The organism is Hydrogenophaga pseudoflava, assembly GCF_004353865.1.
Classification (GTDB): Bacteria; Pseudomonadota; Gammaproteobacteria; order Burkholderiales; family Burkholderiaceae_C; genus Hydrogenophaga; species Hydrogenophaga pseudoflava.
Genome location: NZ_CP037867.1, coordinates 67,489 through 83,847, shown reverse-complemented (window position 1 = coordinate 83,847; position 16,359 = coordinate 67,489). Strand labels below are relative to the sequence as shown.

The 16,359-nt window shown below is 66.2% G+C and carries 20 protein-coding genes and 2 riboswitches; of the genes, 17 read left to right on the top strand and 3 right to left on the bottom strand.

What is annotated here, in order from left to right:
* Positions 1-102 precede the first annotated feature (102 nt).
* A riboswitch (guanidine-I (ykkC/yxkD leader) is annotated at positions 103-203 on the top strand.
* Positions 204-254: 51 nt separating this feature from the next.
* Genes HPF_RS00390 through HPF_RS00345 form a run of 10 tightly spaced genes read left to right on the top strand, consistent with a single transcriptional unit; the run spans position 255 to position 8,071 of the window.
* Positions 255-1,295, top strand: a complete 1,041-nt coding sequence (locus HPF_RS00390) for an ABC transporter substrate-binding protein (protein ID WP_207959271.1) — start codon at positions 255-257, stop codon at positions 1,293-1,295.
* A gap of 14 nt (positions 1,296-1,309) precedes the next feature.
* Positions 1,310-2,320, top strand: a complete 1,011-nt coding sequence (locus HPF_RS00385; RefSeq protein ID WP_207959269.1) for a fatty acid desaturase family protein — start codon at positions 1,310-1,312, stop codon at positions 2,318-2,320.
* A complete protein-coding gene (locus HPF_RS00380; protein WP_133155407.1) occupies positions 2,317-2,976 on the top strand; it encodes an SDR family NAD(P)-dependent oxidoreductase in 660 nt (219 codons plus the stop codon). The genes HPF_RS00385 and HPF_RS00380 overlap by 4 nt, the downstream gene beginning before the upstream one ends.
* Positions 2,977-2,996: 20 nt before the next feature.
* Positions 2,997-3,527, top strand: a complete 531-nt coding sequence (locus HPF_RS00375) for an SDR family oxidoreductase (RefSeq protein WP_133155406.1) — start codon at positions 2,997-2,999, stop codon at positions 3,525-3,527.
* Positions 3,528-3,537: 10 nt separating this feature from the next.
* Positions 3,538-4,485 carry a DMT family transporter gene (locus HPF_RS00370; RefSeq protein WP_133155405.1) on the top strand — a complete coding sequence of 316 codons (948 nt, stop codon included), beginning with the start codon at positions 3,538-3,540 and terminating at the stop codon, positions 4,483-4,485.
* Positions 4,482-5,159 carry a creatininase family protein gene (locus HPF_RS00365; RefSeq protein WP_133155404.1) on the top strand — a complete coding sequence of 226 codons (678 nt, stop codon included), beginning with the start codon at positions 4,482-4,484 and terminating at the stop codon, positions 5,157-5,159. The genes HPF_RS00370 and HPF_RS00365 overlap by 4 nt, the downstream gene beginning before the upstream one ends.
* Complete coding sequence (locus HPF_RS00360; protein ID WP_133155403.1) at positions 5,156-5,833, top strand: cysteine hydrolase family protein; 678 nt, start codon at positions 5,156-5,158, stop codon at positions 5,831-5,833. The genes HPF_RS00365 and HPF_RS00360 overlap by 4 nt, the downstream gene beginning before the upstream one ends.
* Positions 5,830-6,459, top strand: coding sequence for a hypothetical protein (locus tag HPF_RS00355; RefSeq protein WP_133155402.1), 630 nt, complete (start codon positions 5,830-5,832; stop codon positions 6,457-6,459). Before HPF_RS00360 ends, HPF_RS00355 begins: the two co-directional genes overlap by 4 nt.
* Positions 6,460-6,486: 27 nt before the next feature.
* Entirely contained in the window at positions 6,487-7,254 is a 768-nt protein-coding gene (locus tag HPF_RS00350; protein ID WP_133155401.1) for an MBL fold metallo-hydrolase, read from the top strand.
* Positions 7,255-7,300: 46 nt separating this feature from the next.
* Positions 7,301-8,071, top strand: coding sequence for a trypsin-like peptidase domain-containing protein (locus tag HPF_RS00345; protein WP_133155400.1), 771 nt, complete (start codon positions 7,301-7,303; stop codon positions 8,069-8,071).
* 25 nt (positions 8,072-8,096) lie between these two features.
* Here HPF_RS00345 and HPF_RS00340 read toward each other — a convergent pair whose 3' ends face one another.
* Positions 8,097-8,651: a glycine zipper 2TM domain-containing protein gene (locus HPF_RS00340; protein WP_133155399.1), complete on the bottom strand. Its 555-nt coding sequence runs from the start codon at positions 8,649-8,651 to the stop codon at positions 8,097-8,099.
* A 99-nt stretch (positions 8,652-8,750) separates the two neighbouring features.
* Positions 8,751-8,963, bottom strand: a complete 213-nt coding sequence (locus tag HPF_RS00335; protein WP_127806566.1) for a hypothetical protein — start codon at positions 8,961-8,963, stop codon at positions 8,751-8,753.
* 118 nt (positions 8,964-9,081) lie between these two features.
* Here HPF_RS00335 and HPF_RS00330 point away from each other — a divergent pair, with 118 nt between their 5' ends.
* Positions 9,082-9,795 (top strand): enoyl-CoA hydratase/isomerase family protein, encoded by a 714-nt coding sequence (locus HPF_RS00330; protein WP_133155398.1) that lies wholly within the window; start codon positions 9,082-9,084, stop codon positions 9,793-9,795.
* A gap of 1 nt (position 9,796) precedes the next feature.
* Here HPF_RS00330 and HPF_RS00325 read toward each other — a convergent pair whose 3' ends face one another.
* Positions 9,797-10,198, bottom strand: coding sequence for an ankyrin repeat domain-containing protein (locus tag HPF_RS00325; protein ID WP_165961634.1), 402 nt, complete (start codon positions 10,196-10,198; stop codon positions 9,797-9,799).
* Between the two features lie 321 nt (positions 10,199-10,519).
* Between HPF_RS00325 and HPF_RS00320 the strand changes: the two genes are divergently transcribed.
* The 6 genes from HPF_RS00320 (at position 10,520) to HPF_RS00295 (ending at position 16,304) form a co-directional block, all read left to right on the top strand.
* On the top strand, positions 10,520-10,993 hold the full coding sequence (locus HPF_RS00320; protein WP_133155396.1) for a hypothetical protein: 474 nt from the start codon (positions 10,520-10,522) through the stop codon (positions 10,991-10,993).
* Entirely contained in the window at positions 10,990-12,111 is a 1,122-nt protein-coding gene (locus tag HPF_RS00315) for a hypothetical protein (RefSeq protein WP_133155395.1), read from the top strand. Before HPF_RS00320 ends, HPF_RS00315 begins: the two co-directional genes overlap by 4 nt.
* 738 nt (positions 12,112-12,849) lie before the next feature.
* Positions 12,850-12,951, top strand: a riboswitch (guanidine-I (ykkC/yxkD leader).
* Positions 12,952-13,019: 68 nt separating this feature from the next.
* Positions 13,020-13,901 (top strand): ABC transporter permease, encoded by an 882-nt coding sequence (locus HPF_RS00310; RefSeq protein ID WP_133155394.1) that lies wholly within the window; start codon positions 13,020-13,022, stop codon positions 13,899-13,901.
* A gap of 5 nt (positions 13,902-13,906) precedes the next feature.
* A complete protein-coding gene (locus tag HPF_RS00305; RefSeq protein WP_133155393.1) occupies positions 13,907-14,767 on the top strand; it encodes an ABC transporter ATP-binding protein in 861 nt (286 codons plus the stop codon).
* A gap of 152 nt (positions 14,768-14,919) precedes the next feature.
* Positions 14,920-15,618, top strand: coding sequence for an urea amidolyase associated protein UAAP1 (locus tag HPF_RS00300; protein WP_207959372.1), 699 nt, complete (start codon positions 14,920-14,922; stop codon positions 15,616-15,618).
* A gap of 17 nt (positions 15,619-15,635) precedes the next feature.
* Complete coding sequence (locus tag HPF_RS00295; protein ID WP_133155392.1) at positions 15,636-16,304, top strand: urea amidolyase associated protein UAAP2; 669 nt, start codon at positions 15,636-15,638, stop codon at positions 16,302-16,304.
* Positions 16,305-16,359 lie beyond the last annotated feature (55 nt).

Genomic DNA, 16,359 nt, shown 5'->3' with positions numbered 1-16,359 from the left:
CGCCGGGCGCGTTCAAAGGCCCCGCCAACCCTGGCACGCTCCATGCATTGGGGGGTATCAGCATGGATGAGCGGTCTGTGACCGGTGGTTGCAGCGGCTCGTGCGTAGGTCCACTAGGGTTCCGTCTGCGGCAACGCAGGGTCTGGTCCGAGAGTGGGCCGGCCTCATCGCAGGCTCCACGGAGGGACAAAAGCCCGGGAGAACGACATCAGATCGTCTCTCCTGCGCCCGTCCCTCACCCCATGGAGCTTCACATGAAACTGGCTGGTCTCTTCTCCTCTCCCGCAGCGTCCACCCCTTCGTCGTCCCTGCTCGGCCGGCTGTTCAAGCCCGCGCTGGGCGTGGCGCTGTCGCTGGCCACGGCCGCCGCGATGGCCGCGCCCACCAACATGAAGATCGCCACCGTGGTGTGGATCGGCTACGGCCCGTTCTACTTGGCCGAGTCGCTGGACCTGTTCAAGAAGTACAACCTCAAGGTCTCGCTGCAGGTCTTCACCGACCCGGCGCTGATCCCGCCCGCCATCGCCTCGGGCGCGGTGGACGGCGGCATGCTGACCTACGACCAGGTGGTCGGCCAGGTGGCGGCCGGCAAGGCCATGAAGGTGGTCATGCCCATTGATTACTCCAACGGCGGCGACGCCATCGTGGCCGACGCGTCCATCCAGTCGGTCAAGGACTTCAAGGGCAAGAAGGTGGGCTACAACCCGCTCTCGCCGAGCGACTTCCTGCTGTCCTACGCGCTCAAGATCAACGGCCTGGGCGAGAAGGACATCAGCCCGGTCAGCGTGACGCCCGAAGCCGTGCCCGCCGCGATGGCCTCGGGCCAGCTGCCGATCGGCGTGACCTACGAGCCCAGCCTGTCGCAGGTGCTGGGCCAGGGCGGCGGCAAGAAGTTCAAGGTGGTGTTCTCGTCCAAGGATGCGCCTGGCCTGATCGCCGACGTGCTGGTGTTCGACGAGAAGGTCATCAAGGCCAAGCCGGCCGAGATCACCGGCCTCATCAAGGCCTACCTCGACGGCATGGCCTACATGAAGGCCAAGCCCGACGAGGCCGCCAAGATCATCGGCAAGTTCATGGGCGTCTCTGCCAAGGAAGCCAAGGAACAGATGAGCGGCGTCTACAACATCCCGCTGGCCGAGATGCCCAAGGCCTTCCTGCCGGCCAAGGAAACCACCTCCTACTACGCCAGCGGTGAAGTCATCGGCCAGCTGCTCAAGGCCAAGGGCCAGATCAGCGCCATCCCGGCCACCGAGGCCACCTTCGACGCTTCGCTGGTCAAGGCGCTGGTCAAGTAAGCGGGGTGCGCGCCATGCCCGCCCTGTTCCGGCACGCCGACGGCGCGCTGCCCAACACGCTCGCCCTTGCGGTGACCGTGCTGGGCTGGCCGGCCGGCATCTGGATGCTCGGCCAGAGCGCCTGGTGGCTGAACGCCGCCGGTGTGCTGCTGGTTGTGCTCACCCTCACCTGGTCGGCCTACTTCATCCACGAGTTCGCCCACCAGGCCATCTTCCGCACGCCGCAGGCCAACCAGCGCTGGGGTGTGGCCATGAGCTGGATCAACGGCAGCGCCTACGCCAGCTTCGACGACCTGCGCCGCAAGCACATGCGCCACCACGTCGAGCGCGCCGACGTCATCACCTTCGACCACCAGGCCTTCCTGCGCGCACACCCCTTGGTGCAGCGCGGGGTGCTGGCGCTGGAGTGGCTGCACATCCCGGCGGTGGAGTTCGTGATGCGCGGCTTCGTCATCGCCCTGCCCTTCATGGACGAGCGCAAGAAGGCGGCGCGCGGTCGCATCCTCGGCGTGGCCGTCGTGCGGCTCTCGGCCTGGGCGCTGCTCGGATGGTGGTCGCTCAAGGCGCTGGCGCTGTACGCACTGGCCTATCTGCTGTTCGTGCACCTGCTGCGGTTTGCCGACTGCTTCCAGCACACCTACGACGCCTACCCCATCCTGGACGACAAGCCGATCCCGCAGGACAAGGTGCGCGACCGCGCCTACGAGCAGGCCAACACCTACAGCGACGTGGTGGGGCTGGACGCGAAGTGGCTCAACCTGGTGTGGCTGAACTTCGGCTTCCACAACGCGCACCACGAACGTCCCGTCGCGCCCTGGTACCAGCTGCCCGCGCTGCACCGCCAGCTGTATGCCGACAAGAGCCCGCAGGTGGTGACCGTGGGCGAGCTGCTGCGCGCCTACCACCGCCACCGCGTCACGCGCGTGCTGGCCAAGGACTACGGCCAGGTGCTGCCACCCGGCACCCCGCACCGCGCCGACGGCTTCATCGGTGCCGTGGGCGTGTCCTTCCTCACCGCGGTATGACCGTCCGCTACGGCCTGGAGGACCGCACCGTGTTGCTCACCGGCGCGGCCGGGGGCATCGGTCGGGCGCTGGCGCGCGCGTTCGCGGCGCAGGGCGCGCGGCTGTTGCTGGTGGACCGTGAGGCGGCGGCGCTGGATGCACTGGTCGAGTCCCTGCACAGCCACCGGGTGCACAGCGCCGTGTGCGAACTCGGCAGCGACGCCGCGGTGGCCGACGTCGCCGCCCAGGTGGGCGACCGGTTCGGCCGGCTGGACGTGCTGGTCCACAACGCCGGCACCGAATACCCGACACCCGTCGACGACGCGTCCGAGGGTGCCACCGCGCGCTGGGCCGCGCTGCTGGACAACAACGTCAGCGGCATGTGGCGCCTCACGCGCTCGCTGGCGCTGGAGCTCGGGCCGCGCGGCATCCGCGTCAACGCGGTCAGCCCCGGCTGGGTGCGCACCGCCGCGGCGATGCGTTCGCTCGCCGCCATGGCGCAGGAGCAGGGCAAGAGCGAGGCCGAGGTCGAGCGCGAGATCCTGTCGCGCCAGGCCGTTCCGGTCATGCTCACGCCCGAGGACCTGGCCGACACCTTCCTCTTCCTGGCCAGCGACGGTGCGGCCGTGCTCACGGGGCAGTGCCTGTGCCCCAGCCACGGCGAGGTGATGCTGTGACGGTCTCGACGCTCCCCACGATGTCGTTGCAAGGCCGCACGGCCCTGGTCACCGGTGCGGTCACCGGCATCGGCCGCGCCTGCGCACTGCGCCTGGCGCAGGCGGGTGCGTTCGTGTGGGTCAACCACCTCGGGCAGGCGGACGCGGCCGACGCCGTGGACGTGCTGGTGAACAACGCCGGCATCATTCAGGAGAAGCCCTTTCTGGAGACCACCGAGGCCGACTGGGACCGGATGCTGGCGGTGGACCTCAAGGCCGTGTTCCTGGTCTGCCGCGCGGTCATCCCCGGCATGCTCGCGCGCGGCGGTGGCGCCATCGTCAACATCGCGTCCGACCTCGGCATCCTCGGCCGCGCCCGGCCCGGTGGCCATCGCCATGGTCTCGCTCGAACACATGAGCGCCGAGTGGGTGGAGAAAGAGCTGGCATCCCGCAGCACCGGCTCGGTGCACCGGAGGAGATCGCCGACAGCGTGCTCTTCCTCGCCAGCGACCTCTCGCGCTTCTACACCGGGCAGGTGCTGGGCCCCAACGGCGGCTCGGCGACGCCCTGAACCCTCCCCCATGACCCTGCTGCCCGCCCACCCCACCGACCGCGTTGCCACCGCCGTGCTGCTGTTCTCGGCCACGCTCTGGGGCCTGACCTGGATGCCGCTCAAAGGCTTCATCGCGCAGGGCCTGCCCGGCCCGCTGGTCTCGCTGCTCACCTACGGCTCGGTGGGGCTGCTGGCGCTGGTCGTGCTCTGGCGCGACCGCGCCGCCTGGCGCGCCCAGTGGGGCCTGGTGCTCGCGCTCACGCTGGTCGGCGGCTGGGCCAACACCTCGTTCGTGAACGCGGTGATGCTGGGCGACGTGGCGCGGGTGATGTTCCTGTTCTACCTCTCGCCCGTGTGGTCCGTGCTCGGTGGCCGGCTGTTCCTCAAGGAGCGCATCCCGCCCGCGCGCTGGGCCGCCGTGGCGGGCGCCATCGTCGGGCTGTGGCTGGTGCTGGGCGGGCCAGGCCTGGGCGGTGAGGCGCTGGCCTTCACCTGGGTCGACGCGCTCTCGCTGTCGGCCGGCTTTGCCTTCGCCGCCAACAACGTGATCGCGCGCGCCGCGCACCGCGTGCCGCTGCGCACCAAGACCTTCGCCGTCTTCGTCGGCTGCGGCCTGCTGTCCGCCATCGCCACCGGCCTCACCGGGCGCGAGCTGCCCGCCGTCGGTGCGTGGCTGTGGCTCGCGCTGCTGGCCTACGGCTTCGGCTGGATGCTGCTGGCCACCGTGACCTGGCAGTACGGCGTGAGCCACCTGGAAAGCAGCCGCGCCGGCGTCATCCTGCTGGCGGAACTGCTGGTCTCGGTCGGCACGGCCATTGCATTCGGTGGCGAGAGCCTCAGCCCCATGGGCTGGGCCGGCGGCGCACTGATCACCTGTGCGGCGCTGGCCGAAGCCCTGTTGCCACCTGCCGACCAGACCATGAACGAGACAAGCACCTCCACCCCCGTCGCCGCCACCGGCCCCCGCACACCATGAACACCACCACCCTCTGGATGAACCAGCTCTCCTGGGTCGACTACCAGCGGCGCATCCGCACCGGGCACCCGCCCGTGCTGCTGCCGGTGGGCGCCCTCGAACAGCACGGCCCGCACCTGCCCCTGGGCACCGACGCCCTGCTGGCCGGCGCGGTCGCCGCCGACGCCGCCACCCTCATCGGCCAGGTGCGCGACGCGGTGCGCGAGTTCGCGCGCCACGGCGTCGACAAGCTCGTCATCGTCAACGGCCACTACGAGAACCAGTGGTTCCTGATCGAGGGCATCGACCTCGGCCTGCGCGACGCCAAAGCGGCCGACCCGGCCTGTGCGCTGCAGGTGATGCGGCTGGAGTACTGGGACTTCATGACGCCCGAGACCCTGGGCCACGTGTTCCCCGAGGGCTTCCCCGGCTTTGCGCTGGAACACGCGGCCGTGCTGGAGACGTCCATGATGCTGCACCACCACCCCAGCCTGGTGCGCATGGACCTGCTGCCCGACGACGGCCCGGCCGACTTCCCGCCCTACGACATGTATCCCAGCCGCACCGACTGGGTGCCGCCCTCGGGCGTGCTGTCGTCCGCGAAGGGCTCCGATGCCACCAAGGGAAAGCTGCTCGCCGATGAAGTGGCACGCCGCATGGCCGAGGCCATCACCACCGGATTCACCCGCCCATGAACAGCCTTGCCGACCTCGACCCCGCCACCACCGCGCTGATCGTCATCGACATGCAGCGCGACTTCTGCAGCCCCGGCGGCTATGCCGACCAGGCCGGGCTGGACATCGCGCGCATGCAGGCCGTGGTGGGCCAGGTGAAGGCGCTGCTGATGGCCGCGCGCGGCGCCGGCCTGCACGTCTTCCACACGCGCGAAGGCCACCTGCCCGACCTCTCGGACTGCCCGCCGGCCAAGCTCGCGCGCAGCGTGGTGGCCGGGGCGCGCATCGGCGGCCCCGGGCCGCTGGGCCGGTTGCTGGTGCGCGGCGAACAGGGCCACGACTTCGTGCCCGAGCTGCGCCCGCTGGCCTGCGAACACGTGATCGACAAGCCCGGCTACGGCGCCTTCCACAAGACCACGCTGGGCGCGCTGCTGGGCGCCTTCGGCATCCGCCGCCTGCTGCTGTGCGGCGTCACCACCGAGGTGTGCGTGCACTCCACGCTGCGCGAAGCCATCGACCGCGGCTTCGTCTGCACCACCGTGGGCGACGCCACCGCCGCCAGCCAGCCCGAGCTGCAGGCACCGGCCCTGGCCATGATCGGTGTCGAGGGCGGCATCTTCGGCGGCGTGTGCAGCACGGCCGAGGCCGTGGCCGCGCTCAACGCGCTGCCGCGCGCGAACCGGGAGGCGGCATGAGCTTCTGGGTGAACCTGCCCGCGCCCGACGAACCCGTGCCCGCCGCCTACCGCGGCGTCTGGCAACGCACCCTGCTGGAAACGCCGGAGGGCCGCGACACGACCACGCAGGTGCACTGGCTGCAGACCGAGGGCTGGCACGCCGACCTGCGCGTGCCCGCGGGCATCGACCCAGCGACGTCCGCCGGCCGCGCGTTGCTGCAGGGCTTCTGCGGCCTCACGCGCATCACGCATGGTGTGAATGGCCAGCCCGACATCTGCACCTGGCACCGCCACTGGGACGTGCAGCCCCCACGCAGCACGCCCGATGCCGGCTACATGGTGTTCGAGACCAGCGAGCGCGTGATCGAGACCGGCGTGCACGGCCGCTACCTGGAGGTGTGGGAACGGCTGCCCGGCTCCACCGGCCCCTACGCCGCGTTGGCCGAGCTGGACGCCCAGGGCCAGCCCACCGGCGCGATGCGCTTCGTGGCCGGGCGTTACGCCCTCACCGTGCGCCCGCGCCGCGCCACCTGGCCGGCCGACCTGCGGCCCGACGAAACCCTGGCCGAACTGGTGCAGCGCCACCCGGCCGAGGCCGGTGCCTTGCTCGACTTCGAGCTGGTGTTCAGCGAGACGCCGGCCTAGACTGGCCGCCACCACCACAGGCCCACCATGCTCCCCACCCTCGACGGCGACTGGTTTGAATTCCGTTCCTTCGGCGACGGCCTCACGCTGATCACCGAGCCCCACGTCGTGCCGCTGCTCCGCTGCAACATCTGGCACATCCGTGGGCGAGACCTTGACCTGGTGGTCGACACTGGCCTGGGCGTGAGCAGCCTCTACCAGGCCTCGCGCCACCTGTTCGGCCAGCGCGTGGCGGCGCTGGCCACGCACGTGCACCTGGACCATGTCGGCGGCCACCACGAGTTCGCCGAGTGCTGGTGCCACCGGCTCGAAGCGCCCGGCCTGCGCGGTGCCGACCCGGCCTACACGCTGGGCGACATCGACCTCGCCCACCTGGACTTTGCGGCGCCCGGTTACGAGACCGGCGGCGCCGCCCTCACCGCGCTGCCCGCGCCCGACTACGACCTCTCGGCCTGGGAGATCCGGCAGGCCACCGTCACGCGCGAGCTGGAAGACGGCGACGTCATCGACCTGGGCAACCGCCACTTCGAGGTGCTGCACCTGCCCGGCCACTCGCCCGGCAGCATCGGCCTGTGGGAGGCGGCCACCGGCACGCTGTTTTCCGGCGATGCGGTCTACGACGGCCCGCTGCTCGACGCCCTGCCGCACTCCGACCGCGCGGCCTACGCGCGCACCATGGAACGCCTGCTCGGCCTGCCGGTGAACGTGGTGCACGCCGGCCACGACCCGAGCTTCGGGCGCGATCGGCTCAAGGAACTGGTGCGGGCCTACCTGGACCGCCCGCCCGGGTCATAGCAGCACCCACATGGCACAGACACCCGAAAGCGCCGACACTGCGGGCATGAACGCAGCTCCTGCCGACCGGTCGACCGCACCCACACCCGCCGTGGACCCGCTGTTCCTCGCCACGCCAGGCATCACCACCTACGACGGCGACATCGCCCTGACCAACGCCTCCGGCTTCTTCTTCCAGCGCGACGACCGTCTGTTCCTTGTGACCAGCCGCCATGTGCTGATCGACGAACCCAGCAACCACCACCCCAGCCGGCTGGCGATCACGCTGCACCTGGACGCCCAGAACCTCTCGCGCTGCACCGAGTTTTCCATGCTGCTGTACGCAAACGGGACGGCCGTCTGGCGCCAGGGCACCGACGGCGGTGGCGAGATCGACGTGGGCGTGCTGGAGATTGACCGGGAGGCCTTGCCCGAAGGGGCCATCGTCTTCGCCTTCACGCCGGAGCACCTGCCCGGCGACTTCGACAGCGTGCCCATCGATGCGGCCCTGTGCATCGCCGGCTTCCCGCTGGGCTTCCGCGACACCGTGTACCAGCTGCCGGTGCTGCGCCACGCCGCGATCGCCTCACCGTTTGGTGTGCGCTTCCAGGGCCGGGGCTTCTTTCTCACCGACGCGCGCACCCACCGCGGCACCAGCGGGGCGCCGGTGGTGACGCGCCACCACGGCATGACACGCGACGGCGCACCACTGCCCTGGCAGCTGCTGGGCGTGCACTCGGCGCGCATGGACATGGGCAACCGCGACCGTGTGCAGGACGAATCCCTGGGACTGAACTGCGCCTGGTACGCCGACATCCTGCTCACGCTGACGGCGTGAGCGCGGCGCCAGCGGCGCGCCGGCTTCAGGACCGCGCTTCCGTCGGCGGCGGCGTGACCACCACCTGCCCGTCCTTCACCGGCAGCGTGGCGCCGGGTTCAAAGGATGTGCGCGTCTTGCCCTCCTGGCCGTTGAGGCGGTAGGTCACGTCGTAACCCACCAGCCGCTGCGACTTCTGCTGCACCGTCTTGCAGCGCTGCTCCGTGGTCGTGACCACGTCGTTTTCCTGCAGATTTTTTTGCACCCGGTTACCGGCGTAGCCCCCGGCCACCGCGCCCGCCACCGTGGCCACCTTCTTGCCGTTGCCACCACCGATCTGGTTGCCCAGCAGGCCGCCCGCCACACCGCCGATCACCGTGCCGGCGATGCGGTGCTCGTCCTTCACCGGCGCCTGCCGGCGCACCGCCACGTTCTCGCAGCGCACCTGCGGCGTCGACACGGTCTGCAGCACCTGCTTCACGGCCACCACCTCGGCCACCTCGGGTTGCGCCAGCTTCTGGTACCCGGTGACCGCACCGGCCCCCAGCACCACAGTGGCGATGCCACCCAAGGCCATGCCCTTCATCAACGACTTGTCCATTGTTCTGTTCCTTTCAGGGCGCGCAGTCTGGCGCCGCCCGCCCGCCAGGGCGTGACAAACGGTGTCAATCGCACACCACTGTTCACACCCGCACCGCGTTCAGGGCAGCGCAATCGCGCCCTTGGTCACGTAGCGCTTGAAGTCGGTCAGCGGCATGGCCGCAGCCCCGTGGGTTTCGCCTTCCACCCAGCTCAGGGTGGCTTCGAGCCTGGTGGTTTCGATCTCCACCGGACCCTTCGGGATGCGCATCAGCGCGCCGTCGCCCGGTCGGAACTCCACCTTGCCCACGATGTATCCAGTCTGTTGTGTCATGAGGCACTCCTTTCGGTTGTGGTTCATTCTGTTGACCCAGCCGCCACCCCGGCATCGGTGAAGGCGCAGTCTGGCGGTAGGACGGGTCCTACACGCCGCAACCCTGCTAGCCTGTGCCATGCCCTCCACATCCACACTCCTCCTTGAGCGCGAAGCCGGCGTCCTCACGCTCACGCTCAACCGCCCCGACAAGCTCAACGCCATTCACAACGAAATGGCCGAGTCCCTGCTCGACGCGCTCAACACGGCGGCCAACGACCCCGCGGTGCGCGCCATCCGCCTGCGCGGCAACGGCCGCGCCTTCTGTGCCGGCCGCGACGTCAGCGCTGCGCCCACCGACAAAGACCTGGAACTCGTGCAGGCCGTCTCGCGCGCCATCGTCGCGCACCGCTGCCCGGTGATTGCCGCCGTGCACGGCTGGACGGTCGGCGCGGGCTTCGAATGGACGATGAACGCCGACATCGTCTTCGCCGCCGACAGCGCGAAGTTCAAGCTGCCCGAAGCCTCGCTCGGCGTCTTCGTCACCGGTGGCCTGGTGGCCACCCTGCCCGCCGCCATCGGCCCCATGCGCGCCAAGGCGCTGACCCTGCTGGGCGAACCGTTCGACGCCGCGCAGGCGCTGGCCTGGGGCCTGGTCTACCGCTGCGTGCCGGCGGACGAACTTGATGCGGTGTCGCTGGCCGCAGCGCGGCGGATTGCGGACCTGACCCCCGAGGTGGCCCGCGAGTTCAAGCGTGTGCTCAACCAGATCGGGCTGGAGCGCTTCGAGCGCGCGGTGGTCGAGGAAACGGCCGTCCAGCGCCGGCTGGGCCAGGGCGACGCCGGAGCCTGATTCAGCCCGCCGGCGGGCGCTGCTTCTTCGCGATGCGGTCCCAGTCGCGCAGCGTCTGCAGCAGCCGGTTCTTGGCGTCGGTGTGGCTCTGGCCGAAGGTCTCGGCCATCTGCCGGCGCAGCGCCTCGTCCGGCGGTGGCGCGCCCAGCGCCTTGAGCCGGTCGATCACCAGCATCAGCACCTGAAAGCTGCCCGAGTCCACCGCCATCGTCAGCGGCGTCTGCCCGTCGGCCGCCGCGTCGAGCACGTCGGCGCCGTGCTCGATCATGAACTTGACCACCCCCGCCTTGCCGCCCGCACAGGCCCAGTGCAGCGGCACCAGCCCGCCCTCCAGCCGCGCGTTGAAGTCGGCGCCGGGCGCGAGATGCTCCGCGGCCAGGGGCCAGCCGGAGGCTTTGATCATTTGCTGGAGTTGCCAGGGGGTCATGGGTGGACGTAGGTGGGATGGGAGGCTGCGAGGGTATGCGATGCGAGGGGGATTCGGTATCGGGCGTGAAAGCCTGCCGTGTTGGCTGCTCAGACCTGCGACTCGTCGCTAGACTGCGGTTTTTCCTGGTTTGCCGTTTCTGTTGAGCCTGTTATGCATCCAAACGGAGTGGGCAGGATTGATTTCAGAGTATTTTTAAATGCCGTCGTGTGGTTTTTTTTAAGACAGCAGATACGATATTCGGTGCTTTTGGGTTTAAATCAAAGTTGGCTCTTATTAACAACATAAGCTGAAAATATGCCTGCCGCTCCAAGTTTTTTTGACTTAGCCACCCCAAGAGATATGCTGGAAAAAGCAAAAAGGGAGCTGGTGAGAATAGAGGGGGAGATGCACATCGATAATGTCTATAACTTTTATGTTACGGCATATCACATTCAGGATTACGTGCGGAAAGCAGATCCTTCAAGAATTGCGGAATTAGAAAGATTTCTGGCGCAACAGGATTTGAAAGATTGTCGGGACCTTTGTGACAAAGGAAAACATTTGAAGCTGACAAAAAAGGGGCGTCCAGATCCGCAGGCTATCGTCTACGATAATGTACTGAGTGGAAATACCCCGCTTGGCTCAATGAAGTTTGATGGAGGTCTGGAATGGGTGCTAATTACAGCTGACGGTCGATATGTTGATGTAATCAGCCTTGCCTTGAGCATCATTAATCATTGGGACAAGTTCCTGAGCTTGGATGAAAAAAACGCGGGGGAGAAAGAATGAAATTGGTGAAAACCTTTTTGATGGTCATGATGGCCTTTTTTGTTTCGGCGTGCGATAGTAGGCTGAAATTATTTAGCGATAATCTCTCGTTCAGTGTTGGAGGAATACAGTTAGGTGTTTCAAAAGAATCCCTAAAAAGCCCTGTCGAACTGATAGGGTGTACGGCGGAGACGACCGACAAGGCAAAATGCTATGTCGGCGATGCAAATGTTAGATATGATTTTTTTGGGGCCAATGCTCATTTTATTGAAGTCAAATTGCATGCGCCCTACAAGAGCATTGAAGAAATATACATTGCCATAAAAGGTAGGGCTATCACAAAGGGTGAAATAGAGGAAAAATGGAACCTCAAAGGGAGATGTCTTGATAGGCATGAGATAGATGCGTCTCAGAAATTCGACACAGAGACGAGCGGATATTTCCTCAGGGCCCTCGATGAATTCAACCTGCTACCTTCGGGTGGTGGCGACTTCATCTGTCTCTCAGACAAGAATGAGTTTTTTAAATACAGTCAGTACACCGGAAAAACAGAGGGTAGCATCGATATCTACTACTTGAAGGATGTATTTGCAACAAATTATCGTTACGTATTTCAATCTAAACGGGCATTAGAGAAGTCAAATGAGGAGGTGGCAAAAGTATTTGCCAAGCCAGTAATCCAAATCCCAAAGAATGAATGTGGTGAAAAGTATGCCCCCAATAGTCAGGCGCATGGACAGTCCATGGAAAAACTTGCGATTGATGCAGGCTACGAAAATGGGGTAGACAGATACTTCTTGGCTTTTGTTAGTGAACTCTGCACGGGTGCAGCAGAAGATGCTATGCAGTATGTGAGCAATGCACAAATACCTATTAAATCTGCTCAATTTGTTGCTCGATACTTTGGGATTCAAATTGAATTTGAGGAGCCTTCTGCGCAGTCAAGGCTAATTGAGAAAACAAGACAGGATCTGGCTAATTTGGGGGCTTGTCAAGCCTGTGCTGGGAATGCTGCAATGTATGGTGTCATGAGGCCAAATTCTGAATGCGGGAGTTTGGTGAAGAGTGCGCTGAATGGGGATATGGATGCAGTCCGTAAAATTGATAAATTTCCGGCAATCTGCGAATGGAAATTCTAGGCTAAGCTATTGCTGTTGCTTCAATCGGGTGATTTAATTCAATACGTATGGGCTTCTCCTCAATGGCAATTGATTGACCGATTTGGGCTTGGTGGGTAAAGCACCAGTAGTTGGATATCCGGCATCTGTAATAGGGTGGTGAATATCTCTTGTCGAAATGGAGCCTGCATCCCCGCATTCCCACACGCCGCAAGCGGCGCTTCAAGGGCGGAGTAGTGATCGGCATAGCGCGGTGCGAGTGGAGCCTGGTCGGCCAGGATGGTCAATCAAGCACGTCACAAAGTTAGATGTGGGAAGGAATCGGGCCTGCATGGCGAAGCTTTGGCGGTTTTGCTTTTGTTTGGGTTGACCGACCCATCAAATGGCGCGTGCTCTCGCAGAGTGGAGTGGCAGATGCAGACGCGCGCCAACCGTGGGCCATGGCGCAGGGAGCCTAAAGGTCGAGTGCGGCTTTTTTTAGTTGCTGCTCGGGGCGTTTCGGTGGGTGCGAGACCGAGTGGCTCCCAGGAGAGGTGAACACCATCGTTGAAGTGCGTTGCACAAAAAAGAAGAGAACTGCTCAGGTGCCATGCCGGTGTAGGCCCGCTTAGTACAAACGTAGTTCGCGCCTGGCCAAACGCCCGGCTGTTCATCCTGTCCGGGACCGCCATCGGGCTCGGTGTGGCCTCCGTCCTGGCACCAAACCTGCTAAAGGAAAAGCACAGAGAGGCGAGTGCACCAAAACAGTGACTCGCAGCCTTGAATGACCGCTAGGGTTCCGGGTGCCGACAGGCACTGACTGGTCCGAGAGCGGTCGGCCACGATCGTGTGGCTCCACGGAGGGACAAAAGCCCGGGAGAAGCTGGCATGCCGCTGATGCGGTTGCGCGAGCCTCTCTGGCCGTCGTCCCCCCGAACAGGAGCCCGCGCATGTCCACGTCTCCCCCTTCGCTGCCGTTGCTGGTGCCGCCATCGGCCACGGCGTCTGCGGTGCCCGCGCCGCCGCTCGCGCGCCGCCCGCTGTCCTCGCTCTGGACGGTGCGCGCGCCCATCAACCGCCGCGCCTACTGGGTGCTCGCGCTCTCCGGCCTCGTGCTGCCGCTGCTGGCCTGGGCCGCGCTGGCCGCCTGGGGCGGGCTGGACCCGACCTTCATGCCCTCGCCCGGGGCGGTGATGGGGAAGTTCTGGACCTGGCTGACCGAGAACGACCTGCTCACCGACATGGCGATCAGCACCTACCGCGTGGTCGCCGGCTTCGTGCTCTCGGCCGTGTTCGCGCTGCCGCTGGGCCTGTTCATCGGTTCGTTCCGCTCGGTGCAGGCGCTGCTGGAGCCGCTGACCGACTTCATCCGCTACATGCCGGCGGTGGCCTTCATTCCGCTGGTGATGCTGTGGGTGGGCATCGACGAGGGCTCCAAGATCGCCATCATCTTCATCGGCACCTTTTTCCAGATGGTGCTGATGGTGGCCGAGGACGTGCGGCGCGTGCCGGCCGCACAGGTCGAGGCCGCGCAGACCATGGGCGCCAACCGCGCCGAGCTGATCGAAAAAGTCATCCTGCCCAGCGCCAAGCCCGCGCTGCTGGACACGCTGCGCATCACCATGGGCTGGGCCTGGACCTACCTGGTGGTGGCCGAGCTGGTGGCGGCCAACTCGGGTCTGGGCTACGCCATCCTGCGCGCCCAGCGCTTCCTGCAGACCGACACCATCTTCGCGGGAATCATCGTCATCGGCCTCATCGGCCTGGCCACGGACCAGCTGTTCCGCCTCGCGCACCGCAAGGCCTTTCCCTGGCTCTACCTGAAAGGCTGACCGCCATGCGCTTTCCCGCCTTCAATCCCTTGGTCCCCAAGATCCAGATCCGCGACCTGCACAAGCGCTTCGACGGCGCGCCGCTGAACGCGCTGGAGCACATCAACCTCGACATCGCGCACAACGAGTTCGTCACCTTTGTCGGCGCCTCGGGCTGCGGCAAGAGCACGCTGCTGCGCACCATCGGCGGGCTGGAGACGCACACCAGCGGCGAGCTGCTGGTGGACGGCCGGCCCGTCACCGGCCCCGACATCGACCGCGCGATGGTGTTCCAGCACTACAGCCTCTACCCCTGGATGTCGGTGATGGAGAACATCAAGTTCTGCCGCCAGCTGTCCGCGCACCGCAAGGACCTCACGTCCGCTCAGGTCGAAGCCGCCTCGGGCCGCGCCGACGCGCTGCTGCGCCTGATGGGCCTGCAGGCCTCGGCCAACGCCTGGCCCAACCAGCTTTCGGGCGGCATGCAGCAGCGCGTGGCGATTGCGCGCGCGCTGATGGGCCGCCCCGGCATCCTGCTGATGGACGAACCCTTCGGTGCGCTGGACGCGCAGACGCGCGAGGTGATGCACGACCTGATCCGCCACGTGCACCGGCTGGAGCGCGCCACCATCGTCTTCGTCACGCACGACGTGGAAGAGGCGATCTACCTGGGCGGCCGCGTGGTGCTGATGGCGCCGCGCCCGGGCCGCATCGACACCGTGTACGACGTGCCCTTCGGCGACCAGCGCGACCAGGACCTCAAGCACGCGCCCGAGTTCCTGCGGCTCAAGCGCGAGATCCTCGAGCGCATCCGCGAGACCTCGGGCATGAAGACCGACCTCGAACAACTGCAGCGCCTCAGTGGCCTGACCGCGGAGACCGTATGACACCCACCCCCACCTACCCCCTGCCCGAGACGCTCACCGACCCGCTGAGCGTGATCCCCTCCAACCCGCCGGCCGCCATGCCGGTGGACGCACCCGCACTGTGGCAGCGCTTTCCGCAAGCCGCGCTGGCGGGCGTGCACACCGGCCACGCGATGTGGAGCGAGGTCATGCCCGGCGGCAGCCACTGGAGCTGGCGCATGCCGCGCGGCAGTGCGATCCGCTTCGTGGCGCTGGAAGCCGGCGCCAACGTGAGCGTGGTCATGTACTCCGCGCTGGAAAAGCTGGAGCGCTACAACATGCCCGACAGCCTCAAGGCGCAGCACACCGCGCACTACGGCAAGGGCCATGTGCTGATGAGCGACATGGGTCGCAGCATGGCCAGCGTCACGGCCGACAGCCTGGGCTGGCACGACCCGCTGGGCGCGCTGCTCGACAACGAGCTGATGACCGCGAAGTACGGCGCGCTGCCCTACGAAAAGGCGCGCAACGCCATGCACCGCTCGGGCAAGGACGGGCTGCTGATCGAGATTGGCAAGTACGGCCTGACCAAGCGCGACCTGGTGGCGCCGGTCAATCTCTTTTCAAAGGTCAGCGTGGACGAACAGGGCCGCTTCCATTTCGCAAAGGACCACAGCCGCGCGGGCGACTTCGTCGAACTGCGCTTCGACATGGACGTGATCGTCGCGGTCTCCAGCGCGCCGCACCCGCTGGACCCGTCCACCGAGTGGTCACCGAAGAAGGTCGGTCTGCTGGCCTGGCGCTGCGGCGCCGCGCCGGCCAACGACGCCTGCCGCGCCTTCCGCCCCGAGAACGCGCGTGCTCTCCACAACTCGGATGTTCTGTACCTGTGAGCCAGGGAGATTCAACGATGAATGCCATCACCGCCACCGACATCCGCATCCAGGAAAGCGCGCTCGACCCGGCAGCCGCCGTGATGAACCAGCGCCACCCCGCGGGCGAGCCCATCCTGTTCGCCGTCAACCAGGGCCAGACCCTGCGCATCGTCGACCTGGAAGGCAACCAGGCCGCCGACGTGATCTTCTACAACCGCGACGACCTGGCCGAGCACTACAGCGCGACCGACACCATGCTGCACCAGGGCGGCATCTACCTCACCACCGGCTCGGTGATCCGCAGCAACGACGCGCGGCCCATGCTCACCATCGTGGCCGACACCTGCGGCCGGCACGACACGCTCGGCGGCGCTTGCGCGGCCGAGAGCAATACCGTGCGCTACGCGCTGCAGAAGAAGTTCATGCACAGCTGCCGCGACAACTACCTCATCGCGCTGCAACGCGCCGACATCGGCCTGACCAAACGCGACCTGGTGCCCAACATCAACTTCTTCATGAACGTGCCCGTCACCGAAGGCGGCGACCTCAAGTTCGACGACGGCGTGTCCGGCCCGGGCAAATACGTGGAGATGCGCGCCGAGATGGACCTCTGGGTGCTCATCAGCAACTGCCCGCAGCTCAACAACCCCTGCAACGCCTACAACCCCACACCGATCCAGCTGATCGTGTGGGACCCGGCCTGACCCCCTTCCTTGCCAACGGCCAGCAGGACGGCCTGCTGCGCGACACCCCTCGGCA